The following is a 24,526-nucleotide window of genomic DNA, read 5'->3' on the forward strand; positions in this document are numbered from 1 at the left end:
GGGCGACCCTATCAGAGGCTGCATGAGAAAGGGCGTGGCTGCTCTCAGCCACGGCCTTCGAGTTGTTTATCGGCCGGGGCAAATCAGACGGCCCATGGCTGTGTCCAGTGTGGTCGTGCCCTTCACCGGCTCGCCCTCGAACCGGATCCAGCCTTCGTTGAAGCCATCGATCATACGCATCCGCGGGAGGGGGTTCTGCATGCCCTGATCGGTGAAAATCTGCTCCCAGGTGTCGCGGGCGACCGGCTCCGCCCGGACGGGTTTGCCGAGGACGGACGATAGGACAGCGGCGATATCGTTGGGCGTGACGCCCTCTGGCCCCATCAATTCGACGACCTGCTTGCCCACCCACTCCTGCTGCAGCAGTTCTGCCGCCTTGGCTCCGACGTCGAAGACAGAAACCATCGGATAGGGCTGATCGAGCGGCTGCAGGAAGCTCGAGAGGACACAGGTCTCGCGCGCCGGCGCGATATCCCAGGCCGTGTTCTCCATGAACCAGCCGGCACGCAGAAAGGCGATCGGCATTGGCAAGGCAGATAACTTCTGTTCGACGAGACCGAGCTGACTCAAGAGGTTAGGTTCCCTGGCCTGTGCGCCGATGGTGGAGAGGCAAACGACCTTGGCAGGACGAGACGAATGAAGCGCGGTCTTCAGGGCGGCAATGACAGCGCGCACTTCCATCAAGCCAGGGGTCGGATCGAAGGTCGGCGGGATCAGCAGAAAGACGCCGTCGGCGCCGGCGAAAGCCTTGGTGAGCGCATCGGCGTCGGTCATCTCGGCCAAGGCCAGTTCCGCGCCTTTGTCCTTCCATTCCGCTGCTTTCTCCGCATTGCGCGCGACGGCGCGTATCGGCACCCCCGCCTTCAGCAGACGCGCGGCGACAATGCCTCCGACTTGGCCTGTTACTCCGGTGATCACAAACATGGTTGGACTCCTTTGCTGCCTTCACCGCCAGCAGGTTGGCGGTGTGTTACGCTAATCATGTCCTTTGGCGGCATTTGACTGAAGCGCGCTTCTGTCACATGATTGGTGACTAAAAATCACGGATGCCCGATGTTTGACGGACGATTATTGAATGGCGTGAGCGTACTGGCCGCCGTTATCCAGAGCGGAAGTTTCGCGCGGGCGGCGGAGTCAATGGGACTATCGGCGTCGGGTGTCAGCCGCGCCATTTCCCGACTGGAGGGGCGGATCGGTCTGCGGCTGCTCGACCGGACAACACGCACGATGCGGCTGACCGATGACGGCGCGCGGTTCTACGAACAGGTGGCCCCACTCTTGAGCGGTATCGAAGAGGCTGCGCAGACAGCTGTTGGCGCCAGACAGGCGGTGCGTGGCCGACTGCGAGTCAATGTCGATCCATATTTCTCACGCCTTGTGCTCGGCCCCCGGCTCGGCGCCTTCCTCGATCGTTACCCGGATATCCAGATCGAGATCATCACCCGCAACGAGATCGGCGATCTTGTTGCTGATGGCATGGACGTCGCGGTGCGCTTTGGCGAGCCTGCACAGAGGTCGCTTATTTCGCGCCTGTTGATGCAGACGCGCGTGATCACGATTGCGGCTCCCGCTTATATCGAGCGATATGGTCGGCCGAGCCGTCCACAGGATTTGAGCGAGCATACCTGTATCCAGTTCCAGGACCCGCTGACTGCAAGGCCTTTCGAATGGGAGCTTCGGTGGGGTGAAGAGGTCGTCTCGATCGAGACCCGCAGCCGCATTTTGGTCAACGATGCCGGCACGACCTTGGCGACCTGCCTTGCGGGGATAGGCATCGCGCAAGTCTTCTCACTCGGGATGGCGGATTATCTGAGCAATGGGCAGCTCGTGAACCTCTTTCCCGACTGGTCGGACGAGACATTCCCGCTCTACGCCTTCTATCCCTCGCGTCAGCATATTCCGGCTAAGGTCAGGGCCCTTATAGATTTCTGCGTCGAGATCATCAAATAGACGGAGGCGCCGCGTCGCCACTGCCGGCTTAAGCCGGCCGCGGCTTTCTGGTTCTGGGAAATTTATCGTCTATGGGTTCTTTCATGCTTGGGAGGAAGTCGATGTGATATCTCCGGCCGTAAAGCCCTTGTCAGATGCGTTCTATGCGGACCGGATACTCGCCGCGCACCAGCAACGGCTCGAAGCCATTGTCGAAGCGGCCGAGCCGGATCAGCCCGTCCCAGCGGTAATCTGCGTAGAACAGGGCCAGGTTACCCCACGGTTTGAAGTAGCAAAGGTCGCCCGGCTGCTCGTTTCCGAAAGCACCGCTGCCTTCTTCGGTCAGATTGCGCGGCAAATGGACGATCTTTTCGTTCCTGCTGTAGTCCTCGATCGTGAGGTTCAAGGGCAGCATGGAAACGAGATCGCGCGCAGTCGGATTGTCGAAGAGTGTCGCGGTCAGGCTTAGCTTGTTGAAGCCTATCCTGATCCTGACGTCTGTCGCCTCGGGATCCCCCGGGCCGCGGTCGTTCTGCCCTTGCGCCACGAGAGGGAGAGCGGCGGCCGCCAAGGTTCCACCCAGCACCGCGCGACGGCTCATGACTTTGGATGTCGTCGACATTGCGCGCCTCGCGTCAGACAGGTTGAGCCGTCGGCCGAAACAGGATTTCGTTGATGTCGACATCGTCTGGTTCGTTCACCGCGAAGGCGACCGTTCGGGCGAACGTGTCCGCGCTGATGGCGATCTTGCTGACGAACACCTTGGCGCCCGCCTGGATGTCCTTTTCGCTGATATGTTCCAGGAGTTCTGTGCTCACTGCGCCGGGTGAAATGATCGTCGTGCGGATATTGTATGGCTTCACTTCCTTCCGCAGCCCTTCCGAGAGGGCGCGCACGGCAAATTTCGTCGCGCAGTAGACGGCGGCACCCGGATCGACCACGTGACCGTAGACGGAGGATACGTTGATGATGTGCCCCGACTTCTGCGCCTTCATGTGCGGAAGCGCTGCTGCTATGCCGTAGAGCACCCCTTTGATGTTTACGTCGATCATGCGATCCCACTCGTCAACTTTGAGCCGTTCGAGCGGCGCAAGTGGCATCAGGCCGGCATTGTTCAGCATCACGTCGATGCGGCCGAACGTGTTGACGGCGGTGTCGACAAGCGTCTTGACCTGAAGTTGGTCCGTGACGTCGGTTTGGACTGCCTTGGCCTTATAGCCTTTGGCGGACAGCTCCTCAGCCAGCTTGGCGATGCGGTCGCTACGTCGCGCGCCGAGGACGACGGACGCGCCGCGTTCGGCAAGGTGACGGGCGGTGGCTTCGCCAAGTCCGCTGCTTGCCCCGGTAATGACGACCACTTTGTTTTCGATTCCTTGGGGCATGATGATCTCCTGTTATGAGGTTTCTGAAGGTTCAGGAACGGCGACCGGCGAGCGCGGCAAGGACTGCCGAACCGGCAAGAAGGCAGGCAGCCAGAAGGAAGGTGCTCCACCATCCCACGGTGTCGAACAGCATGCCGCCAGCGAAAGCGCCGCCGGCAATGGCAAGTTGGATCAGCGCCACCTGCAGCCCACCTGCCGCTTCCAACTCACCGGGGACGATAGCGGCCATCCAGGTGTTCCAGGCGACCGGAATCGGCGTCGAGAAAAATCCCCACATGACGAGCAGGGATGCGGTAACCGCCGCGATTGGCCCGAGAGCGATCAGCAGCAGGGCAAGGACCGCAAGAGTAGCCGGCAAGCCCACGAGAACGAGGAGGAGGTGGCGCCGGGCGACGAAGCCAATGACGGAGGTTCCAGCCAGTCCGCCGACGCCGAGGCCGAGAAGCACCATGGACAGAACATTCAATTCCAGTCCTGTGACGCCTTCGAGGAACGGACGAAGATAAATAGACAGCGCGTTCTGGCCGATGAAGGCGAGAGCGGTCGCCGCCATTCCAATCGCGAATGTGCGATTGCGCAGCAGCCCGAATATTCTGGCCACCGAGACGGTTGATGTCGCCGGCATCCTCGGCAGGACGACCAGTTGCCAGACGAGCGCGGCAAATCCAATCGGTACCGTGATGAAGAAGGTTCCGCGCCATCCGATCAACCCGCCAAGAAAACTGCCGAGCGGCGCGGCAAGGACGAGGGCGAATGCGGTGCCACCTTGAAGAAGCGCAATGGCCTTGGGCAGGTCACGGTCTGACGTCAGGCGTGCCAGAATAGCCGTCGACAGCGACCAGAAGCCGCCGATCGACACGCCGACCAGGGACCGCCCGACGAGAAAGACAAGGAAGTTGGGTGCGAGGGCAACCGCCAAGCTCGATACAACAAGAACCGCGGTATAAAGCAAGACGACAGACTTCCGGTCGATCTTCGCCAGGAAGGCGTTGCCGAAAAGGCTGGTGACAACCGCGAAGACCCCCGACACGGTGATCGCCAATCCGGCCTGCCCCTCTGACACCGAGAGGTCCCTGGCGATCGGGGTCAGAAGGCTCACAGGGAGAAACTCCAACCCCACCAGAAGGAAAGTAAGAAGCGTGAGACAGATGACAGCAGACCACGAGGTCGCCGTGTCGTCCGTCAGTGAGGTCTCATTCAATGTCAACTCGACGGTCATTCATATTCTCCTGTCCGTTGCCAGATAGATAGCTGGACTGGTTTTGCGCGACTAGAAGCTATAATCTGAACATCGTGATGAAGGAGATTCAACAATGCGGCGCGACGAGTTCACGGAAATGCGTGCGTTTCTGGAGGTGGCTCAAGAGCGGAGTTTCACGCGCGCTGCATCAAAGCTGGGAGTCACGCGCTCGGCGTTGAGCCATACGATCAGCGCGCTCGAAGCACGGCTCGGCGTCCGGCTTCTCTCCCGCACGACGCGTGACGTGGCTCCCACGGCGGCCGGTGCGCGCCTGGTGGAAAGTATCCAGCCGCATTTCGAGAGCATCGCCGCCGGGATCAGTGCCCTCGGCGTGCTGCGCGACAAGCCTTCGGGCACAGTCCGCCTCGTATGTCCCGATGACGCCGTGGAGCTGGTCTTCCGTTCGAGGCTGCCGGCATTTTTACGAGATTACCCCGACATCACCGTGGAACTCATCGTCGACAACGGTTTCACAAATATCGTGGAGCGCCAATTCGATGCCGGCGTGCGGCTCGGCGAAGCGATTGCGCGCGACATGGTGGCCGCTCGCATTGGACCCGATATCTCTTACGCCGTGGTCGGATCACCCGGATATTTTGCGGCCCGCCCTGTGCCTTCGACCCCGCATGACCTGACGGACCACAATTGCGTCAACCTGCGTCTTCCGACGTCAGGCGCTCTCTATGCCTGGGAGTTTGAAAAGGATGGCCGCGAGTTCAGCGTTCGTGTGGAAGGCCAGCTGGTGATGAGCAACATAGGGCCGGCAATCAATGCCGCTCTCGATGGCGCCGGGCTGTCTTATGTGCCAAGGGACCTCGTCCGGCAATATTGTGACAGTGGTCAACTGAAGGAAGTGCTCACGGATTGGGCGCCAACATTCCAAGGATATCATCTCTATTACCCCAGCCGGCGCCATCCATCCCCTGCTTTCTCCGCCTTTGTCGAAGCCTTTCGCTACCGGCATCGGTAACCAACGCTCATGTCGAGAGGCTCTGCCGGACAACGGGGGGCGTGACAGACTGCGCCTCTTGCTCATCGACGGTTGCCGAGGGCTGTTACCGGGCGCTGTCGATCGCCGACGACAAGTTCACGAAAAACTCGAACCGGACTTGTCCCAGCCTTCCTTGACCGTTTCCATCGCGACATTCGTCGATGTGCTGGCAACGTGGGGCAGTGTCGAGATGCGCTCGCCGAGAACGCGGCGGTAGCGGCCGATATCGCGGGTGCGGATCTTCAGCAGATAGTCGAACCTGCCGGCGATCATATGGCACTCTTCGACTTCGCTGATCTTCTTGATGGCATCGTTGAAGCTCTTCAGCGCGTCCTCGCGGGTATCGGAAAGCTTCACCTCGACGAAAGCAATATGGTCGAGCTGCATTTTCGACGGATTGAGGATGGCCTTGAAGCCTTCGATATATCCGTCGCTGATCAACCTTCTGAAGCGGATCTGGCACGGTGTCTTCGACAATCCGACACGCGCGGCCAGATCGGTGATCGACAGCCTTCCGTCCTCGGCGAGTGCAGCGAGGATCTTTCTGTCGAACTGGTCCAATTCACTAAAGATGTCGGTTTCAGCGGCCATTTGACCTCTCAAGGGTGAATTAATAAGTTCATACAGCCTGTAAACGGCTGAAATCAAGTGAGATCGCGATTTGAGGCTGTGGTAGATTGTGGGCCGGGCAGAAGAGTGCTGAAATCGGTATCGGCGCCGCGCTCAAAACGGGGATCATTTATGCATAACAGAGAAGCGGATGACGATCGGGCGCCGGATTTGCTCGCTTACTACAGGCCGCTTGCGATCAGGGCCGTGGCCGCGGCGCTCACCCTCAAGCGCGACAGACCGGATGCCCGCCCGCTGCGAGAGACGGAATATTCCGGCCCCGCCTGCACGGACGATGATCAGTGGGACGACGAGCCCGGCATCTCGTTCATCCGTTAAACCAGATATCGATTGATAGGTACTTTCATGGTGAACGCAGCGATCGACCCCGCCCCCTGCAATAATCCGACCGACGGCGCGCCGTTTTCCGGCTTTGCCCCACCGATCCGACCGCAATCCGAACTTCGCCAGGCCATTACGGCTGCCTATCGCCGGCCGGAAACCGAATGCCTGCCGCCGCTCGTTGCGGCAGCGCGCGTCTCCGAGGCAAAACGTTATGACATTCGCAGCACGGCCCGCAGCCTGATCGAGGCGTTGCGCGCCAAGCACAAGGGGACCGGTGTCGAAGGGCTGGTGCAGGAATATTCGCTCTCCAGCCAGGAAGGCGTGGCGCTCATGTGCCTCGCCGAAGCGCTGCTGCGCATTCCCGATACCGAAACCCGGGACGCGCTGATCCGCGACAAGATCGCCGAGGGCAACTGGACCTCCCACATCGGCGGCGGTAAATCCATGTTCGTCAATGCCGCGACCTGGGGGCTCGTCGTTACCGGCAAACTCACCTCGACGGTCAACGACCGAAGCCTTTCGGCAGCGCTGACGCGGCTGATCGCGCGCGCCGGCGAGCCGGTCATCCGTCGCGGCGTCGATATGGCGATGCGCATGATGGGCGAGCAGTTCGTCACCGGCGAAACGATCGCAGAGGCGCTGAAGCGCGCCCGGCCGCTGGAAGCGCGCGGCTTCCGTTATTCCTACGACATGCTGGGCGAGGCGGCCACGACGGGCGCCGATGCCGAGCGTTATTACCGGGATTACGAAAAGGCGATCCACGCCATCGGCAAGGCGTCGGACGGACGCGGCATCTATGACGGCCCGGGCATTTCGATCAAGCTTTCGGCCCTGCATCCCCGTTACGTGAGGTCGCAGGCCGGCCGGGTGATGAGCGAGCTGCTGCCGAAGGTCAAGGCGCTGGCTGTTCTCGCCAAGACCTATGATATCGGCCTCAATATCGACGCCGAGGAGGCCGATCGGCTGGAGCTTTCACTCGATCTCCTCGAGGAGCTTTGCTTTGCCCCTGATCTTGCCGGATGGGACGGGCTGGGCTTCGTCGTGCAGGCCTATGGCAAGCGCTGCCCTTTCGTCCTCGACCATATCATCGATCTCGCACGCCGTTCCGGGCGCCGGGTCATGGTCCGTCTCGTCAAGGGCGCTTACTGGGATGCGGAGATCAAGCGCGCCCAGCTTGACGGTCTCGACGACTATCCGGTCTATACCCGCAAGATCTACACCGATGTCGCCTACGTCGCCTGCGCGCGCAAGCTGCTCGATGCTCCAGATGCGGTCTTCCCGCAATTTGCCACCCATAATGCCCAGACGCTCGCCACGATCTATCGTCTGGCGGGTCCTGATTTCACCGTCGGCAAATACGAGTTCCAATGCCTGCACGGCATGGGCGAACCGCTCTACGACGAGGTCGTCGGAAAGGAAAAACTCGACCGGCCCTGCCGCATTTACGCGCCTGTGGGAACGCATGAGACGCTGCTCGCCTATCTGGTTCGGCGTCTTCTCGAAAATGGCGCCAATTCCTCCTTCGTGCACCGCATCTCCGATCCGAATGTCTCGGTCGAGGCGCTGATCGCCGATCCCGCCGAAATCGTTGCAGCCATGCCCGTTATGGGCGCCCCCCACGCGCAGATCGCCTCGCCAAAGGCTCTTTACGGCAACGCCCGGACCAATTCCGATGGTCTCGATCTCTCGAACGAGGCCACCCTTTCGGATTTGGCTGAGGCGCTCGTCTCCACGGCTGCTGCCCCCTGGCATGCGCTTCCCATCCTCGCCGACGGGTCTATCGATGGAGTGACGCGCGATGTTCTCAATCCTGCCGATCACCGTGATGTCGTCGGCACGGTGACCGAGGTGAAGGTCGAAGAGGCTGCGCGCATCGTTCGCATGGCGGCCGAGCACGCGCCGCAATGGGCTGCCGTGCCGCCGTCCGAGCGTGCCGCCTGCCTGGAGCGGGCCGCCGACATCATGCAGGCCCGCATCAAGGTGCTGATGGGCATCGTCATGCGCGAGGCCGGTAAATCGGCGGCCAATGCCGTCGGCGAAGTGCGTGAGGCCATCGACTTCCTGCGCTACTACGCCGAGCAGGCGCGCAAGACGCTGGGCCCTTCGCATGCGCCTCTCGGCCCGATCGTCTGCATCAGCCCGTGGAATTTCCCGCTGGCGATTTTCACCGGGCAGGTCGCCGCAGCCTTGGTGGCAGGCAATCCCGTGCTTGCAAAACCGGCCGGCGTCACGCCGATCATCGCTTCGGAAAGCGTGAAGATCCTCCACGAGGCGGGCGTGCCCGTCGGTGCTTTGCAGTTTGTGCCCGGCAGCGGCCGTCTCGGCGCCGGCATGGTCGGGGCGGAGGAGACGGCAGGCGTCATGTTTACCGGGTCGACCGAAGTTGCCCGCATGATCCAGGCGCAACTGGCCGAACGGCTGTCGGCAGGCGGCAAACCGATTCCGCTGATTGCCGAAACTGGCGGCCAGAACGGCATGATCGTCGACTCCTCGGCTTTGGCCGAGCAGGTGGTGGCCGACGTCATTGCGTCTGCCTTCGACAGCGCCGGTCAGCGCTGCTCGGCGCTCAGGGTTCTCTGCCTTCAGGACGATGTCGCCGACAGGACCCTCAATATGCTGAAGGGCGCCTTCCGCGAACTGACGATCGGCCGTACCGATCGGCTGAGCATCGATGTCGGCCCAGTCATCAACGACAGCGCAAAGACGGAGATCGACCAGCATATCGAGCATATGCGCGGCTTGGGCCGCAAGGTGGATCAACTGCCGCTGCCCGAAAGTGCTGCGGCGGGGACCTTCGTTTCGCCGACGATCATTGAGATCAAATCCCTGGCAGACCTGACGAGGGAGGTCTTCGGCCCGGTCCTGCACGTCGTCCGCTTCAAGCGAAACGGGCTCGACCGTCTGATCGACGACATCAACGCATCGGGTTATGGTCTCACATTCGGGCTTCACACCCGGCTTGATGAAACGATCGCGCATGTGACCAGCCGCATCAAGGCTGGAAACCTCTACGTCAACCGGAACATCATTGGCGCCGTCGTCGGCGTGCAGCCGTTCGGCGGCCGCGGCCTGTCGGGAACGGGTCCGAAGGCCGGCGGTCCGCTTTATATCGGCCGGCTGGTGCAGCGTGCGCCCGTGCCGCCGCAGCAGGATTCCGTTCATACGGACCTCGCCCTTCGTGACTACATCGTCTGGCTCGACAAGAAGGGCCTGTCGGGCGAGGGGGAAGTGGCGCGTGGATATGCGAGCCGCTCGGCGCTCGGGCTCGAACGCGAACTCACCGGTCCGGTCGGCGAGCTTAATCTCTACGCGCTCCATCCCCGCGGTCGTATTCTCCTCGTGCCGCAGACCGAAGGCGGGCTTCATCGCCAGATCGCCGCAGCCCTATCGACCGGCAACCAAATCGTCGTCGACGCCGGTTCCCTATCGAAATCAGTGCTGGCGGATCTTCCATCGGCTGTCGCCAGCCGAATTTCCTGGACCTCGGATTGGGAAAAGGACGGGCCGTTCTCAGGTGCCCTCGTCGAAGGGGATCGCGACAGGGTTCTCGCCGTCAATCAGAAGATCGCTCACCTGCCCGGTCCGCTGCTGCTGGTCCAGGCCGCGACGAGCGAGGAATTGGCGAGCGATCCCGAAGCCTATTGCCTGAATTGGCTGCTCGAGGAGGTGTCGACCTCGATCAACACCGCAGCTGCCGGCGGCAATGCAAGCCTTATGGCCATCGGCTGAGTAGAACACGAGGGCGCAGAAAATGCGCCCTCGAAACTCCAGGCGGAAAAGAGGGCCTCTTCCCATACCGGCGGGCCCTACTGAGCGCTGCATGACCGGAAGCGTGTCATTCCAGTAATATGCGTAGACGATTCACTTCATGCAGGTGGAGAGAGGTTCAGTCGAAGAAGCCAGCATCCTCTTCCCTGAGATATCGCCTGGCCGCCTCGGCGTCGATATCGAGGCCGAGCCCCGGCGCTTCCAGTAGGTCCACCATGCTGTCCTTCACGATCTGCGCCGGCAAGCCGATGACCAGATCCTCCCACCAGGGGTCGGAGGCGCTCGGATATTCGAAGGCGATATAATTTGCCGGCAAGGTGGCGCAGACATTGATCAATGCGCCGAGCCCCAGCAGGCCGTTAGCTGTGCCGTGCGGTGCCATCAGGATCGAGTGCATGTAGGCATGCTCGGCGACCCATTTGAGCTCGGCAATACCGCCAATATCGGCTGGATCGGGGCCGATGACGCGTACCGCCTGCGTCTCGATAAGTTCCTTGAAATTGTGCCGCAGGTAGATCTGCTCACCAGTGTGGATCGGCGTCGAGGTGGAAATTGTCAGTTCCCGATAGGCCTGCGGATTGACCCACGGCACGTAGTCGCCGGTCAGCATGTCCTCGAGCCACATCAAATTGTACTTCTCGACCGCGCGCGCGAACTTGATCGCATCGGGCAGCATCCAGCCCGGACCGCAGTCGAGCGCCAGGCTGACTTTGTCGCCCAGCACTTCCTTCATCGCGATCACGCAGTCGAGCATGTGATTGAAGCCGCGCTCGCTGATTACGCCCTGATCCATGGCACCGTGATAGCCGGCCTTCTTCTGCGTCACGCCGTAGTGGAAATCCTCGATGGTGTCCTTCATGTTGGAGTGGAACGAGATCCCTTGTTTGACCATGAAGAAGTTCTGCGGCTGCTCCATCATCCATTTGACGTCAGCGGCGTAATCCTCCGGCCGGTCGCCGGTGCGTTTCTGGCGGATCGAGCCGTTGTAGACGCGCACCTTGTCGCGCACCTTGCCGCCGAGCAGTTTATAGGCGGGCACGCCCGCCGCCTTGCCGGCAATATCCCACAGCGCATGCTCGATCGCGCTTACCGCCGCGCCGTAGGGCTTGAAAGAGCCGCGTTGGCGGATCTTCAGCATCACTCTCTCGACGTCGGTCGGGTCCTCGCCGATCAGCGCTTCGCGGAAATGCAGCACAAAGGGCTTGAGGTAGGACTTGGTGAACTCGACTTCGCCCAAGCCATAGAGGCCCTCGTCCGTGACGATCCGGACGATCGGATGTTTGCCGATAACGGCGCAGCGCAGATCGGTGATCTTCATTTTCGTTCCTTTTCGCCTCAGCTCCAGGTGCGATCCCAGGAATATTCGTCGTCCCAGCGATCCGTGGGCTGCCAGATGCCGGTGACGCCCGGCTGCAGATGTTGCGAGATCATCTCGTCGACGACGTCGTCAATCCCCAGGCCCGGCTTATCCGGAACAGTGATAAACCCGTCCTTCACCAGCGGCTTGGGAAGGCCGGTGACGATATCGTCCCACCAGTCGACATCGGCGGAATGGTATTCGAGCGCCATGAAATTTTCAGTCGCCATCGCCACGTGTGCGGCGGCCATCGCAGCGATTGGACTTTCTGCCATGTGGATGGCCATGGCGACACCATGGTCCTGCGCCATGTCGCCGATCTTCTTGGTCTCGAGGATGCCCCCACTGGTGAGCAGATCCGGATGGATAACGGAGATACCGCCGCTCTCGAGCAGAGGCTCGAAGCCCTCCTTGAGGTAAATGTCCTCGCCAGTGCAGATCGGCACTGTGGTTGAGTCCTGCAGTTGTCGGTACTGCTCGGTATACTGCCATGGGATCACATCCTCGAGCCAGGCTGGCACGTATTTTTCAATTCGCCTGGCAAGACGAATGCCGTTCTGCACCGAGATGTGGCCGATGTGGTCGATGGCGAGCGGAATATCCATGCCGATGACGTCACGAACCTCGGCAATGTATTGCTCAAGGAAGTCGAGGCCCTTGTCGGAAAAGTGGAGGCCGGTAAACGGGTGCGGGACGTTATGCAAATCATACGTTGCGTTACGCACGCGCCGCTCTTCAATGGTCTTCAGCGGGCCGCGGCCGGGGTGGCTGCGGTACCCTTCAAGGGAACCGGCAGGAGACACGACCGCACCGGGCACATCCGCGATCTGCATCAGCCCCAGATCCATCTTGAGGAAGGTGAAGCCGAGCTCCATGCGCTGCTTGAGGCGCCTGCCGGTCTCGGTGCCGCTGGGCACGGTGGCATCGGTGTCGCAATAGACGCGCACTTTGTCCCGAAACCGGCCCCCGAGCATCTGGTAGATGGGGACGCCATAGGCTTTGCCGGCAAGATCCCACAACGCGATTTCGACCGCCGATACGCCGCCGCCTTGCCGGCCGTGCCCGCCGAACTGCTTGATCCGGCGAAACAGGCGGTCGATGTCGCAAGGGTTCTCGCCAAGCAACCGGCTCTTCAGCATCAGCGCGTAGGTGGCGCTGGCACCGTCGCGCACCTCGCCAAGCCCGACGATGCCCTGGTTCGTGTAAATCTTGAGCAGCACTGAAGTGAACGGCGCGCCGACAATTTCCGCTACCCGCATGTCGGTAATGCGAAGGTCGGACGGCTTGGAATGCGTATTCACCCGATTAAGCGCCTCGTCGGCTCCATCTGCCTCTGGCATGATCTATCCTCGTTCTGTCGGCGGGGTTCGTGGGCGCACGGCTGCGGCGGCATAGAGACTTGCTAATCGAGACTTGCTAATCCAGCTCTATCTCGTGATTTTGAAGGTAGTCGCGGTTCATTTCAATGCCGAGACCAGGCTTGGGCGTAAGCTTGAGGCTGCCGTTCGAAACATCGAGTGGTCTGTCGATAAGATGATCGTATTTGCCGAGGTTCCACTCCGACGTTTCGAGTTTATAGAAGTTGGGAACGGTCATCATCACCTGCGCTCCCGCAACCACGTTGATCGGTCCTGCGGCGTCATGCGGCGAGACCGGGATGTAGTAGGCTTCGCATAGGGCAGAAATCTTCTTGAGTTCGGTGATGCCGCCGGTCCAGGTGACATCAGGCATGATGTAGTCGGCGAGCCTGTTTTCGAGCACCGGCACGAAATCCCACTTCGTATGGCCGCGCTCGCCCCACGAGATAGGTGCGCTGACCTTCTCACGGACCTGTCTGAGAGCGTTGAGGCTCTCCGGTGGACAGGGCTCCTCGAACCAGTCGATCTGACCAGCTTCCTCGAGGCTCCGACAAAGGCGAATGGCGGTGGGAACGTCGAACCGGCCATGGGCATCGATGAGGATGTCGACATAAGGGCCCGCCGTTTCACGGATCAAAGCCGTGAGTTCGGCGGCTTCGCGCTCATCCTTGCGGGTCATGCTGCCGTCGAGGTAGCCGTCCCGCTGCTCGCGGGACTGTCCATCGGCGGTGCGGCCCTGGTATGGGAAAGGATCGAACTTGAGCGCAGTGTGGCCGGACTCGACGATGTCTCGAATTTCCCGGACCACAGCCTCTTTGCTGGTGAACTTGGCCTGGTTGGGATGGGTGTAGAGCGCGATTTCATCGCGTACCGGTCCACCCAACAGCTCGTAAATCGGCTTGCCCAAGACTTTGCCTTGGATGTCCCAAAGGGCTATGTCGATGGCGCTGACGCATTCGACTGCGGCGCCGCGACTGCCCATGTAGGTGAAGCTGCGGAAAATCTTGTGCCACAGATACTCGATACGCGCCGGGTCCTCGCCTGTCAGAGCGGCACCGATCTGGCGCAGGATCGTGCAGAGGGCGCGATTGGCGAGCCTTGTCGTGGTGGTGATCTCTCCCCAGCCGCTCACCCCCTCGTCGGTCGTCACTTCGACGAACAGAAACTCTCCCCAATAAGAAGCATCGGATCTGATTAGCCACGGCCGAACGCTGGTGATTTTCATCTCGACTGCCTTTGCTTAAGTGGTCGGGATAACGATATCCCAGGCTATGTATTCTATCCTGCCCGAGCGGCGTTACGCGCACGCATGTGTTCGAGGATGTGCCGGCCGGAGCCCTCGACATGGCGTGCAATGAGTTCGGCTGCCTCGCTCGCATTTCCCGCTTTTACATGCGCGATAAGCTCGCGATGCTCGCTAAGGATCGCGGCACGCCGGGCGAGCGTGAAGTTGAAACGCCGGCTCACGGCTCGAAGCACTTCGCGATGCTTCCACCAAAGCTCGGCGGCATGGCGGTTGTAGTGCTTTTGGTACATGACGGTGTGAAAGGCGGTGTCCAGCTCGCTGTGCCTGAACGTGTCGGCGAAGTCGTTTTCTTCAATCAGGCCCTGGATTCGTTCGAGCTCAGCAATGTCTTCGACGGTGGCCATATTCACGAACCATCGCGTCAGGGCCGGCTCGATCAAGACTCCGATCTCGTAGATGTCGCGAACAAAATCCTGGTCTATGGGCCGCACGCGTGCTCCGCGGTTGGGAACGAGGGTGACAAAGCCCTCGCCACGCAACAGTTGCAGAGCCTCGCGCACGGGGTTGGTTGAGGTACCGTGGCGCCGGGCGAGATCGGTGACCACAAGCCGCTCGTTGGCAGCGAGCCGCCCTTCGATGATGTCTTCCCTGATCAGTTGATAAAGCGAGGCGCCCTCGCTGGAGGCCCCGATGGGGTCGATCCCTTCGGGGGGCTTTGCTTTGAAATCGCTGGTTTCGGCCAAGACGGTCCCCAATCAATACACATATTGGTCCGATATCACGCAAGACTTCTCGAAACAATGTACGATTTCTTCAATTGACAGGCAATCTACAATCTGAAAACGTATGATCTGGTCGAAGGGATACATTGGGTGGAAGTCCCGCGGCCGGGAGCAAAGACCGCTTGCCTCGACGCAAAGCGGCTTGGGAGAACCTGGAGGATACCTATGACGAGGATTTCACTCGGCGGTGCCGCCGCGCGCGCAACTGTATCCACTGCTTTGATGCTATCGTTGATGTCCGCGTCTGCACTGGGCGCGCCGGTCGACTTGAGCAAGTGGTCGCCGGAATATGTGCGCTCCATTGCCGGCACACAGGACTTTGACACGGCGGGCGATTGCGCCAAGGTCACCCCCCTCGACTACAAGGGGCGACTGACTTTCTGGTATCAGGGCGTGTTCGAGGGTGACCCCGACCTCCTGCGCCAGTATTACAAGGAGTTCTTCGAGACCTTCCGCAAGACCTATCCAAACATCCAGCTTGAGGAACAAGCCCTCACCTATAACGACCTGCTGGACAAGTTCCGCACCGCGCTCCTTGGCAATGCAGCGCCAATGGCGGTGCGTCTGCAAATCCTGGGCGGCACCGAGTTCGCCTCGAAGGGCTATCTGGAACCCCTCAAACCAGAGGACGTAGGGTATTCGACCGACGACTTCTGGCCCGGTGCAATGAAGGCCGTAACCTGGGAGGGGGTGACCTACGGCATCCCGACCAACAACGAGACGATGGCGTTCATCTGGAACGCCGACGTCTTCAAGCGTGCAGGCCTCGATCCGGAAAAGGCTCCGGCAACCTGGGACGACGTCGTCAAATATTCCAAGCAGATCCACGACAAGCTCGGCATTGCCGGTTACGGCCTCGTGGCGCGCAAGAACGCCGGCAATACGCCGTATCGCTTCATGCCGCAGCTGTGGGCCTATGGCGGCGGCGTTTTCGACGAAGCCACCGCCAATCCGACCTACAAGCAGGTCCAGCTCGACAGCCCGCAGAGCAAAGCGGCATTGCAAGCCTCCTACGATATGTATGTCCGCGACAAATCGGTTCCGGTTTCGGCGCTCACCAACCAGCAGGCGGATAACCAGCCCCTCTTCCTCGCTGGCCAGCTCGGCATGATGGTCTCGCACCCCTCCGACTACAACGTCATGCTCGACCTGCAGAAAAAGACGACGGGCGGCGACAAGGACAAAGCGCAGACCGTCATCGACAATATGCGCTACGGCCTGATTCCGACTGGCCCCGACGGCAAGCGTGCCGTCGTGTTTGGCGGCTCGAACATTCACATCCTGAAGCCCGAATATGTCGAGGGCGGCAAGGTCGACGAGCCGGCTGCAAAGGCTATCAGCTGCATGTGGGCAAGCCCCGAATGGTCGCTGAAAATGGCCTATGCCGGCTCGAACCCGGGAAACCTTAACGGCTTCAAGACCAAATGGATGAAGGAACGCCTGGACAGTATAAAGTTCCTTGATGTCACGACTTCGATGCTGCCATACGGGATCCCGTTTCCGGCGCTGCCACAGTCCCCCGAGATCATGAATATCATCGTCCCGGACATGCTGCAGAATGCCCTCACCGGAGCCATGACTGTCGACCAGGCAGCGGACGACGCAGCCAAGAAGGTCAAAGACCTAACGGATGGCGGACTCTAGTCCGCGCCTGCCGATCTGACCGGCTGCGCCTCCACCGCAGCCGGTTTCTTCCGAAGAATAGGGGCAGGGCACAGTGACGATCTTGACTGGCAAGGCCGAGGCGCGCCGAAGACTGCAACCTGACGGGCACGGCGTGCTGCGAAAGATTTGGGAGCATCGCGCTGACTACGCGTACGTGCTTCCCGCGATCGCCGTGATGCTCATCGTCATAGCCTATCCGATATACTATACGATTGAGCTGTCGTTCTTCAACACACCGCCTGGCCTGCAGCTCCGCGACAAGATTTTTATCGGCTTCGACAACTACACTGCCATCCTCACAAGTCCGGTGTTCTGGACAGTCACCTCGAACACTCTGATCTGGACTTTAGGATCCACTTTGATCTCATTTGTCCTGGGGTTTGCCTGCGCCCTGGCGCTTCATCGCGACTTTGTCGGCCGCGGCATCCTGCGGGCCATCCTGATCATTCCCTGGGTCATCAGCGCGGTCGCCGCGTCCTATATCTGGAAGTGGATCTACCATTCGGACTTTGGAATCATTGGCGCGGTGCTGGTCGGCCTCGGATTGGCCGACAGGCCGCCGAATTTCATCGACAGCGTCAGCACAGTGCTGCCCTCCCTGATCGTCGTCAATATCTGGCGGGAGTTTCCGTTTGCCATGATCATGATGATGGCTGGCCTGCAGACGGTTCCCGATCAGCTGCTGCGCGCCGCAAAAGTTGACGGAGCCAATGCATGGCAGCGGTTCTGGCACGTCACTTTCCCGCATTTGAGAAACGTTTCGACGGTGACGATCCTTCTGCTGGCAGTGGCCAACTTCAATTCATTCATCATCCCCTGGATCATGACCGGCGGCGGGCCGTCGAACGCATCGCACATCTGGATCACGCACATTTATGAGCTCGCCTTCGGCCGCCAGCGCTGGGGGGTGGCATCGGCCTATTCGGTGTTGCTGTTCCTGATCCTGATGTCGTTCGGCTACTTTTACGTCCGTGCTCTGAGCGGCAACGAGCGGAAGGATGGGAGCGCATGAGCACGATTGCCGAGACTGCTCCTCGGGTTAAAGCCCGTCGCCGCATGCGCATCGACGGATGGCGGTGGGGCGGACGCATCTTCCTCGTGTTCATGATGCTCTACACCGCGTTGCCGATGATCTGGATGCTGATCACCTCGATCAAGTCCGGCTTCGCGGCCATGCAATTCCCGCCGCAATGGTGGCCTGACCAACCCACCCTTGCCAGCTATGAGAAGCTGCTCGATCCGCAAAACAGCGTCGGCCAGGACTTCCTCCGCTTCTTCTGGAGCAGCCTTTTCGTCTCCACCGCCACGACCATCCTTTCGGTCATCGTGGCAGTACCTGCGGCCTACGCGTTTTCGCGCTTCACCTTCCCGGGCCGAAACTTTCTGTTCTTCGCCGTCTTGCTTCGCAACATGTTCCCGGCCGTGATCTTTCTCGTGCCGCTCTTCATCCTTATGCGCGCGATCGGGCTGGTGAACACGCATGCGTCGCTCGTCCTCACCTACCTCACATTTGGCCTGCCGCTGGCAATCTGGCTCCTCAAGGGCTTCTACGACAACATTCCGGTGCAGCTCGAGCAGGCGGCGCGCATCGACGGCGCGACGCGGTTCCAGGCCTTTGTCCTGATCGTGATGCCGCTCTCGACGCCAGGAATCATCGCCACTGCGATCTATTCCTTTATCGGCGCGTGGAACGAATACATCTACGCATACACCTTCCTTTCCAAGAACGAGCAGTTGACACTGCCGGTCGGCATCCAGCGCTTCTTCTCGGAAAATACGACGGACTTTCCGGGCCTGATGGCGGCCAGCTTTATGATGAGCGTGCCCGTCGTGGTCCTGTTCCTCGTCCTGCAACGATACTTCGTACGCGCCCTCACGGAAGGCGCAGTCAAGCACTAGAGGAGTTGCCGGTGGCCCACGTGGTCCTTAACGATCTGGTCAAGACCTATGGCAGCTTCAAAGCTGTCAACAACGTTTCGCTGACGGTCAACGACGGCGAATTCGTTGCGCTTGTCGGCCCTTCAGGCTGCGGCAAGACAACCACGCTCAATCTTGTGGCGGGGCTCATCCCCATCACATCTGGCGACATCGTCATCGGCGACCGGGTGGTCAACGACCTCGACCCCAAGGACCGGGACATCGCAATGGTGTTCCAGAACTACGCGCTCTATCCGCAGAAGTCGGTCTACAAGAACCTGGCGTTTCCGCTGCAGATGCGCAAACTGCCAAGGGACGAGATCGACAGGAAGGTCAAGGAAGCAGCGCGCGTGCTCGACATGACGCAGCTGCTCGAGCGCAAGCCCCGCGAACTTTCGGGCGGGCAACAGCAGCGCGTGGCGCTCGGCCGTGCCCTCGTTCGCGATCCGGCGGTATTTCTGATGGATGAACCACTCTCCAACCTCGACGCAAAGCTGCGCGTGCAGATGCGCTCAGAGATCAAGCGTTTCCACCAGGACCTCAAGGCGACGATCATCTACGTGACGCACGACCAGCTCGAAGCGGTGACCATGGCCGACAGGATGGCGGTGATGAACGGCGGCTACCTGCAGCAATACGATTCACCGGCGCAGGTCTTCGCCCATCCGGTGAACATGTTCGTCGCCAGCTTCGTCGGCAGCCCGGCGATGAGCCTTGTTCCGCTTGAGGCATCAACGGCAAGCGGCAACACTGTGTTGACCAGCGCGGAGGGCTGGCACTTCGAGCTCTCGCCACACAACGCCCAGAAGGTCGCGAGGGCAACAACCAAGAAAGTCGTGCTCGGCGCACGTCACTCGGCGATCAAGCTGCACAAGAGTGCGGTACCAGGAAGCATCCCTGCCAAGGCCTATACGGTGGAGCCGACCGGAGACGTCACCTTCGTACAGGCGTTGCTGTCTGGCGCCATCGTCAACGTCAGCGTGCCGCCGACCATTGCCGTTGCGCCCGACGAGCAGATTTGGCTCGAGTTCGACCAGGAGCGGATGCATCTGTTCGACGGCGAAACAGAAATGGCCCTCAAGGCCAACTGAGACCAAGCGGATGCGTGTGAAACGAGGGCATGGATGACTACGGAGCTTAAAATCACGGCGATCAAGCCCTATCCAGTATGGGTTGGAACGCGCAACCAGATGCTGGTCAAGGTCGAGACTGACAACGGCATCTTCGGTTGGGGCGAGAGCGGCTTGAGCGGTCGCGAGAAGGCCGTGGCCGGCGCGATCGAGCACTATCGCGAGTTTCTCATCGGCCGCGACGCGATGCAGATTGGTCGGATCTGGCAAGAAGTCTATCGTAGCCAATACTTCGAAGGCGGGCGCGTTCTGCAGGCGGCAATTTCCGCCATCGACATTGCCCTTCACGACATCAAGGGCAAGGCGCTGGGGGTGCCGGCCTACGACCTGCTGGGCGGCAAGCAGCGCGACCGCATTCCTACCTTCGCCTCGACCGGTGACGAGGCCGAGGGCGATGTTGCCATCGAACGAGCCCGCGAACTACGCGCACAGGGATGGCAGGCGATCCGCTTCTTCCCCATCGGGCAAAACAGCAAGGACTTCTTTGAGCCGCGGGAGTCGATCGGCGCGACCGCAACGATGCTAAACAAGGCGCGCGAGGCGCTGGGCGACGACGTCGTCCTCGGCATCGACTATCATCATCGGCTATCGGTGGCAGAGGCGGCGAGCTTCTGTAACAAGCTCGGCCGTGGCGTGATTGATTTCCTCGAAGAGCCGATACGAGACGAAACACCGGAGGCCTACGAATCCCTGCGCACGATGACCGACATTCCGTTCGCCATCGGCGAGGAATTTGCCAGCAAGTGGCAGTTCCTGCCCTACATCGAGCGTGGCATCCATCAGTTCAACCGGCTTGATATTTGCAATGTGGGTGGGCTCACCGAAGCGATGAAGGTCGCTGGTTGGAGCGAGGCGCACTATGTGGACCTGATGCCGCACAATCCCCTCGGCCCAGTCTGCACGGCCGCGACCATCCATCTCGCCGCCGCGGTGGCGAATTTCGCTTGGCTCGAGACCAGGGCGCCCGAAGCAAAGCTCGGCTTCGACAACTCCGAGTTTTTCCCCGTGCAACCGCGGCTTGACGGCCCCGACTATCCGGTCAGCGATCTGCCGGGGCTCGGCGTCGAGGTCAACGAAGAGGCGGTCAAGGCGGAGAGCTTTCGGTTCTGGGAAGCACCTCACCTGAAGCGCCGCGACGGTTCTGTTACGAACTGGTAGTTCATCACCGGAGTCTAAAATGACGCATACTTCCGACATTACGCGACCGCCCAAAGATATGATCGACGCACTGAGGGAAATCGGCGCCGCGACGGTTTCCGGCACCCTTGGCCACATGGGCTTCCGCAATCCGCACATGGTCGGTCCCGTACCGCAGAACCGGGGGAAGTCGATCGTCGGGCCGGCGCTGACGCTCCAGTTCATGCCGCAGCGGCCGGACCTCTTCACCGAGGGGGAATATGCCGATCCGGAGACGCAGTTGCACCGGCACGTGCTCTATCACGCGCAGGAGGGCGATGTGGTCGTGGTCGACGCGCGCGGCGATATGAGCTCGGGCGTCTTTGGCGATATGATGTCGACGTATTTCAAAGGCAGAGGCGGCGCTGGCATCGTGATCGATGGCTGCATGCGCGATCGACCCAATGTCGAGAAGCTGGATCTCCCCCTTTGGCTGCGCGGCTGGACGCCCAACTACCATGTGCAGACCAGCATCTACCCCAATGCCGTCAACGTTCCGATTGCCTGCGGCGGTGTCACGGTCATCCCCGGCGACATCATCGTCGCCGACGATGATGGGGTGGTGGTGCTTCCAGTCGCAATGGCCTCGAAGGTAATCGAAGAGTCGCAAAAGCACCACGATTGGGAGGAGTTTTCGCGAGAGAAGCTTATGGAGGGCGGGTCGTTGCAGCGCTACTATCCGCTGCATGATGATGCCCGCGGAGAGTACGACGAGTGGCGCGGAGCAAACCGCTTGGAGAACCCAAGTTAACCTATCGATTACCCGAGGCGGGCAGCGACCTGCCGCATCGACTTGCGCACCGCGTCAAGAAAGGCGTGGCTGGCGTTCTCCATCAAATGCGAGCGGTCGGCAACCTGATCTGCGTGTGGCAGGGCTTGTGCGGTTGTCCGGGCATATCACGACCGCCGTCTCGTGCGACGATTCCGATCTGGGGCTGCTGGAGCAGCCAGGCATTGGCGGTCGCCGGTTCCCGGTCGGCCAAATGCGGTCGTCTTTTCTGCGTTTAAGATCGCAGATGATCGTGCCATGTCGATGATTGCGGCGCGACGCATCATGCACTGCTTCCACTTTTAACGCGGCAGTGACCGAATCGGAAAGCCGAAACTGGGCTCGCATGGTTTTGATCGCCATTGACAGATAGGTGTTCGAAACGCCGAGCAGTGCGCGTAAAAGCCGCTTGACAAAACGCATACGCCGCGAGTATTGGGTAATCGATCACCCAAGGAGGATGGTGCGGATCGTGGCAGTATCTCTTTCTGACATCGCGGAACGTGCGGGAGTCTCGGTAAAGACGGTTTCCGGCGCATTGCACGGCGGCTCCGCCCGCATGTCGGACGATACGCGCCAGAAGGTCAAGGCCATTGCGGACGAACTCGGCTACGTGACCAACCTTGCGGCGCGTGGCGTGCGTCAGGGCTGGCTGCCGCTGGTTGGAGTCGTCTCCGACGGCCTCATCACGTCGCCCTTCGCCACCGAGATCGTGCGTGGCCTCGACGGGGCGGCCCGCAGCGCCGGCATGGCGGTCTTTGCGGTCAACCACCGCAGCGGCCAGTCTATCGGCTCGGTGCTCGACGAGGTGCAGCAGTTCCGGCCGCGCGCCGTTGCTTATGCCGCCATGTACCACAAGGATGTCGCCCTGCCGGACAGGTTGGCGGGCGCCGTCGGCGTCATGATCAACTGCCGCGAGGCTACCGGCCGCGTCACCGCGCTGGTCCCGGACGAGGAGGGCGGCGCGCGGGAGATCGTGCGTTATCTCCTCGTCGCCGGCCGCCGTCGCATCGCCTTCATCAACCTGCCGGGCATTCTCGCCGGCACGCTACGCGAGACGGGGTTTCGTGCGGCGCTTGAGGAGGGGGGCATCGATCCTGCTGGCGTGTTGCCGGCGGTGCGCCGCAGCGTCTACAGCGACCGCGCGCCAAGTCTTGTTGCCTTTCATGTGGAGGCGCTTCTGAAATCCGGTCAACGGCCTGACGCCATCTTGTGCGGCAATGACCGCGTGGCGATGGAAGTCTATGCGGCGCTTGCCCGTGCCGGCCTTCGCATTCCGGATGATATCGCGGTGGCAAGCTTCGACAACCAGGTCGAGCTGGCCTCGCGGCTGGACCCGCCATTGACGACGATGGCCCTGCCGCACCGCGCCATGGGCCGCCTTGCCATGGAGATCCTCCTGGCGGAGCAGCCCGAACCGCCGCATCTGCGGAAACTGCCGTTCCATCTGGTCGAACGGGCATCCGTCTGAACATCGAATAGTGCCAAACAGGAGGAGAATACGAAATGAGGATTTTGATGGGTAATCGTTTACTTTCCGCACTCCTAGCGTCCGCTACCCTGGTCGCGACCGCCGGTTTCGCCGAGGCGAAGACCGTCATCCACGTCATGCACCAGGGTGATCCCGGCTGGGTAAAGGCCTATGGCGACGTTGCCACCCGCTTCGAGGCCGTCAATCCCGATGTCGACGTCGAGATGATCTACGCGCCGCACGATGCCTATAACGAAAAGTTCAGCGCCGCCGTCATGGCCAAGCAGCTGCCCGATATCATGGAACTCGATGCTCCGTTCCTCGCCAATTATGTCTGGTCCGGCTATCTACAGGCCGTCAAGCCGCTGATTGACAAGGACCTGCTCGATGACATGACGGATTCGAATATCGCCCAGGGCACCTATCCGATCGACAAGGACCTCTATGCGATCGGGCTCACCGACTCCTCGGTCGTGCTCTACGGCAATAAGAAATATCTTGAAGCCATTGGCGCCCGCATTCCGAAATCGGTCGATGATGCCTGGACCCGCGAGGAATTCGAAGGCTATCTCGAAAAGCTTTCCAAGCTCGAAGGCGTGAAGTGGCCGATCGACACCTTCCGAGGTTACGGCATCAAGACCGAATGGATCACTTATGCCTACGGCCCCCTGCTCGAAAGCGCCGGCTGCGACCTGATCGACCGCAAGACTTGGAAGGCCAGCGGCACGCTCGATGGCGAGGCCTGCGTCAAGGCGCTGACGATGATGCAGGACTGGGTGAAGAAAGGCTGGGTCGTACCGACTTCGTCAGGCACCAACCAGTTCTACGCCGAGGGACAGCCGGCCGCGCTCGCCATGGGCGGTCACTGGTTCTACGCGGAGGCGTCGGCAGCGATGAAGGACAATATCGTCGTCATGCCGCTGCCGAAGATCGGCGACAAGGGCGTGAGCCCGAACGGAACCTGGATCTGGGGCATTTCCGCGACCTCGAAAAACCCTGAGATTGCCGGCAAGTTCCTGAGCTTCCTTTTGAAGGACAAGGAGTACCGGGAGTACGCCAAGACCCAGTCCGCCTATCCGGGCCTGAAGAGCTTCGCCGCCGAATCCCCGCTCTATGCGGAAGGCGGTCCGCTCGCCGTCGCCTTTGAGCAGGCTTCCAAGACCGCGATCGCCCGTCCGCCGCACCCGGCCTATCCGACGATCACCTCGGCCTTCATGCAGGCCGTCGACAAGATCTTCAACGGTGGTGACGCGCAGGAAGCGCTGACGGCCGCCGCCGAGAAGATCGACGAGGATATCGAGGACAACGCCGGCTACCCGCCCTTCGACGAGCAGAAGTAAGGGGTTTTGACGGGGCCGGCTCGTCCTGCCGGCCCTGGACTATCTCGGGAG

21 protein-coding genes and 1 pseudogene are annotated in these 24,526 nt (G+C 60.9%); 12 read left to right on the top strand and 10 right to left on the bottom strand.

What is annotated here, in order from left to right:
* Window positions 1–66 precede the first annotated feature (66 nt).
* On the bottom strand, window positions 67–924 hold the full coding sequence (locus AC245Y_RS26210; protein WP_003562192.1) for an NmrA family NAD(P)-binding protein: 858 nt from the start codon (window positions 922–924) through the stop codon (window positions 67–69).
* A 129-nt stretch (window positions 925–1,053) separates the two neighbouring features.
* On the opposite strand from AC245Y_RS26210, the gene AC245Y_RS26215 reads away from it, so the two are divergent.
* A complete protein-coding gene (locus AC245Y_RS26215) occupies window positions 1,054–1,950 on the top strand; it encodes a LysR family transcriptional regulator (RefSeq protein WP_003562191.1) in 897 nt (298 codons plus the stop codon).
* Window positions 1,951–2,080: 130 nt separating this feature from the next.
* Here the strand turns inward: AC245Y_RS26215 and AC245Y_RS26220 are convergent, their stop codons facing one another.
* The 3 genes from AC245Y_RS26220 to AC245Y_RS26230 are packed head-to-tail and all read right to left on the bottom strand — an operon-like array spanning window position 2,081 to window position 4,530.
* A complete protein-coding gene (locus tag AC245Y_RS26220; RefSeq protein WP_017995973.1) occupies window positions 2,081–2,551 on the bottom strand; it encodes a cyclophilin-like fold protein in 471 nt (156 codons plus the stop codon).
* A gap of 13 nt (window positions 2,552–2,564) precedes the next feature.
* Entirely contained in the window at window positions 2,565–3,311 is a 747-nt protein-coding gene (locus AC245Y_RS26225; protein WP_017995972.1) for an SDR family oxidoreductase, read from the bottom strand.
* Between the two features lie 31 nt (window positions 3,312–3,342).
* A complete protein-coding gene (locus tag AC245Y_RS26230; RefSeq protein WP_017995971.1) occupies window positions 3,343–4,530 on the bottom strand; it encodes an MFS transporter in 1,188 nt (395 codons plus the stop codon).
* A gap of 94 nt (window positions 4,531–4,624) precedes the next feature.
* On the opposite strand from AC245Y_RS26230, the gene AC245Y_RS26235 reads away from it, so the two are divergent.
* Window positions 4,625–5,521 (top strand): LysR family transcriptional regulator, encoded by an 897-nt coding sequence (locus tag AC245Y_RS26235; protein ID WP_017995970.1) that lies wholly within the window; start codon window positions 4,625–4,627, stop codon window positions 5,519–5,521.
* 117 nt (window positions 5,522–5,638) lie between these two features.
* Here AC245Y_RS26235 and AC245Y_RS26240 read toward each other — a convergent pair whose 3' ends face one another.
* Window positions 5,639–6,133, bottom strand: a complete 495-nt coding sequence (locus AC245Y_RS26240) for an Lrp/AsnC family transcriptional regulator (protein ID WP_003562186.1) — start codon at window positions 6,131–6,133, stop codon at window positions 5,639–5,641.
* Window positions 6,134–6,283: 150 nt separating this feature from the next.
* On the opposite strand from AC245Y_RS26240, the gene AC245Y_RS26245 reads away from it, so the two are divergent.
* A complete protein-coding gene (locus tag AC245Y_RS26245) occupies window positions 6,284–6,490 on the top strand; it encodes a hypothetical protein (protein WP_017995969.1) in 207 nt (68 codons plus the stop codon).
* Between the two features lie 27 nt (window positions 6,491–6,517).
* Window positions 6,518–10,225, top strand: coding sequence for a trifunctional transcriptional regulator/proline dehydrogenase/L-glutamate gamma-semialdehyde dehydrogenase (gene putA / locus AC245Y_RS26250; protein ID WP_017995968.1), 3,708 nt, complete (start codon window positions 6,518–6,520; stop codon window positions 10,223–10,225).
* A 157-nt stretch (window positions 10,226–10,382) separates the two neighbouring features.
* Here the strand turns inward: putA and AC245Y_RS26255 are convergent, their stop codons facing one another.
* The 4 genes from AC245Y_RS26255 to AC245Y_RS26270 form a co-directional block, all read right to left on the bottom strand.
* The gene (locus AC245Y_RS26255) at window positions 10,383–11,582 is read right to left on the bottom strand and encodes a mandelate racemase/muconate lactonizing enzyme family protein (protein WP_017995967.1); all 1,200 of its coding nucleotides are present in this window, start codon (window positions 11,580–11,582) and stop codon (window positions 10,383–10,385) included.
* A gap of 17 nt (window positions 11,583–11,599) precedes the next feature.
* The gene (locus AC245Y_RS26260) at window positions 11,600–12,961 is read right to left on the bottom strand and encodes a mandelate racemase/muconate lactonizing enzyme family protein (protein ID WP_017995966.1); all 1,362 of its coding nucleotides are present in this window, start codon (window positions 12,959–12,961) and stop codon (window positions 11,600–11,602) included.
* A gap of 76 nt (window positions 12,962–13,037) precedes the next feature.
* Window positions 13,038–14,204 (bottom strand): mandelate racemase/muconate lactonizing enzyme family protein, encoded by a 1,167-nt coding sequence (locus tag AC245Y_RS26265; protein ID WP_017995965.1) that lies wholly within the window; start codon window positions 14,202–14,204, stop codon window positions 13,038–13,040.
* Between the two features lie 53 nt (window positions 14,205–14,257).
* Window positions 14,258–14,968, bottom strand: coding sequence for a GntR family transcriptional regulator (locus AC245Y_RS26270; RefSeq protein ID WP_003562179.1), 711 nt, complete (start codon window positions 14,966–14,968; stop codon window positions 14,258–14,260).
* Between the two features lie 204 nt (window positions 14,969–15,172).
* Here AC245Y_RS26270 and AC245Y_RS26275 point away from each other — a divergent pair, with 204 nt between their 5' ends.
* The 6 genes from AC245Y_RS26275 to AC245Y_RS26300 all read left to right on the top strand — a co-directional run bounded on the left by AC245Y_RS26275 (window position 15,173) and on the right by AC245Y_RS26300 (window position 21,646).
* Window positions 15,173–16,651, top strand: coding sequence for an ABC transporter substrate-binding protein (locus tag AC245Y_RS26275; RefSeq protein ID WP_003562178.1), 1,479 nt, complete (start codon window positions 15,173–15,175; stop codon window positions 16,649–16,651).
* Window positions 16,652–16,724: 73 nt separating this feature from the next.
* A complete protein-coding gene (locus tag AC245Y_RS26280; RefSeq protein WP_012755291.1) occupies window positions 16,725–17,684 on the top strand; it encodes a carbohydrate ABC transporter permease in 960 nt (319 codons plus the stop codon).
* Window positions 17,681–18,571 carry a carbohydrate ABC transporter permease gene (locus AC245Y_RS26285; RefSeq protein WP_017995963.1) on the top strand — a complete coding sequence of 297 codons (891 nt, stop codon included), beginning with the start codon at window positions 17,681–17,683 and terminating at the stop codon, window positions 18,569–18,571. Before AC245Y_RS26280 ends, AC245Y_RS26285 begins: the two co-directional genes overlap by 4 nt.
* A gap of 11 nt (window positions 18,572–18,582) precedes the next feature.
* Complete coding sequence (locus tag AC245Y_RS26290; protein WP_003562175.1) at window positions 18,583–19,680, top strand: ABC transporter ATP-binding protein; 1,098 nt, start codon at window positions 18,583–18,585, stop codon at window positions 19,678–19,680.
* 33 nt (window positions 19,681–19,713) lie between these two features.
* Window positions 19,714–20,877, top strand: a complete 1,164-nt coding sequence (locus tag AC245Y_RS26295) for a mandelate racemase/muconate lactonizing enzyme family protein (protein WP_017995962.1) — start codon at window positions 19,714–19,716, stop codon at window positions 20,875–20,877.
* A 19-nt stretch (window positions 20,878–20,896) separates the two neighbouring features.
* On the top strand, window positions 20,897–21,646 hold the full coding sequence (locus tag AC245Y_RS26300) for a ribonuclease activity regulator RraA (protein WP_017995961.1): 750 nt from the start codon (window positions 20,897–20,899) through the stop codon (window positions 21,644–21,646).
* A gap of 26 nt (window positions 21,647–21,672) precedes the next feature.
* On the opposite strand, the pseudogene AC245Y_RS26305 reads toward AC245Y_RS26300, so the two are convergent.
* Window positions 21,673–21,946: pseudogene (locus AC245Y_RS26305) on the bottom strand (transposase); the annotation flags it as partial.
* A 178-nt stretch (window positions 21,947–22,124) separates the two neighbouring features.
* On the opposite strand from AC245Y_RS26305, the gene AC245Y_RS26310 reads away from it, so the two are divergent.
* The gene (locus AC245Y_RS26310; protein WP_017995959.1) at window positions 22,125–23,135 is read left to right on the top strand and encodes a LacI family DNA-binding transcriptional regulator; all 1,011 of its coding nucleotides are present in this window, start codon (window positions 22,125–22,127) and stop codon (window positions 23,133–23,135) included.
* 47 nt (window positions 23,136–23,182) lie between these two features.
* On the top strand, window positions 23,183–24,475 hold the full coding sequence (locus tag AC245Y_RS26315) for an ABC transporter substrate-binding protein (RefSeq protein ID WP_026157565.1): 1,293 nt from the start codon (window positions 23,183–23,185) through the stop codon (window positions 24,473–24,475).
* Window positions 24,476–24,526: the final 51 nt, after the last annotated feature.

Source organism: Rhizobium sp. SRDI943 (genome assembly GCF_057653695.1).

Bases quoted from the DNA above. Each gene is read 5' to 3' on its own strand.
- AC245Y_RS26210 (WP_003562192.1), bottom strand. From the start codon at position 924: ATGTTTGTGATCACCGGAGTAACAGGCCAAGTCGGAGGCATTGTCGCC.
- AC245Y_RS26215 (WP_003562191.1), top strand. From the start codon at position 1,054: ATGTTTGACGGACGATTATTGAATGGCGTGAGCGTACTGGCCGCCGTT.
- AC245Y_RS26220 (WP_017995973.1), bottom strand. From the start codon at position 2,551: ATGTCGACGACATCCAAAGTCATGAGCCGTCGCGCGGTGCTGGGTGGA.
- AC245Y_RS26225 (WP_017995972.1), bottom strand. From the start codon at position 3,311: ATGCCCCAAGGAATCGAAAACAAAGTGGTCGTCATTACCGGGGCAAGC.
- AC245Y_RS26230 (WP_017995971.1), bottom strand. From the start codon at position 4,530: ATGACCGTCGAGTTGACATTGAATGAGACCTCACTGACGGACGACACG.
- AC245Y_RS26235 (WP_017995970.1), top strand. From the start codon at position 4,625: ATGCGGCGCGACGAGTTCACGGAAATGCGTGCGTTTCTGGAGGTGGCT.
- AC245Y_RS26240 (WP_003562186.1), bottom strand. From the start codon at position 6,133: ATGGCCGCTGAAACCGACATCTTTAGTGAATTGGACCAGTTCGACAGA.
- AC245Y_RS26245 (WP_017995969.1), top strand. From the start codon at position 6,284: ATGCATAACAGAGAAGCGGATGACGATCGGGCGCCGGATTTGCTCGCT.
- putA (WP_017995968.1), top strand. From the start codon at position 6,518: ATGGTGAACGCAGCGATCGACCCCGCCCCCTGCAATAATCCGACCGAC.
- AC245Y_RS26255 (WP_017995967.1), bottom strand. From the start codon at position 11,582: ATGAAGATCACCGATCTGCGCTGCGCCGTTATCGGCAAACATCCGATC.
- AC245Y_RS26260 (WP_017995966.1), bottom strand. From the start codon at position 12,961: ATGCCAGAGGCAGATGGAGCCGACGAGGCGCTTAATCGGGTGAATACG.
- AC245Y_RS26265 (WP_017995965.1), bottom strand. From the start codon at position 14,204: ATGAAAATCACCAGCGTTCGGCCGTGGCTAATCAGATCCGATGCTTCT.
- AC245Y_RS26275 (WP_003562178.1), top strand. From the start codon at position 15,173: ATGACGAGGATTTCACTCGGCGGTGCCGCCGCGCGCGCAACTGTATCC.
- AC245Y_RS26285 (WP_017995963.1), top strand. From the start codon at position 17,681: ATGAGCACGATTGCCGAGACTGCTCCTCGGGTTAAAGCCCGTCGCCGC.
- AC245Y_RS26295 (WP_017995962.1), top strand. From the start codon at position 19,714: ATGACTACGGAGCTTAAAATCACGGCGATCAAGCCCTATCCAGTATGG.
- AC245Y_RS26300 (WP_017995961.1), top strand. From the start codon at position 20,897: ATGACGCATACTTCCGACATTACGCGACCGCCCAAAGATATGATCGAC.
- AC245Y_RS26310 (WP_017995959.1), top strand. From the start codon at position 22,125: ATGGTGCGGATCGTGGCAGTATCTCTTTCTGACATCGCGGAACGTGCG.
- AC245Y_RS26315 (WP_026157565.1), top strand. From the start codon at position 23,183: ATGGGTAATCGTTTACTTTCCGCACTCCTAGCGTCCGCTACCCTGGTC.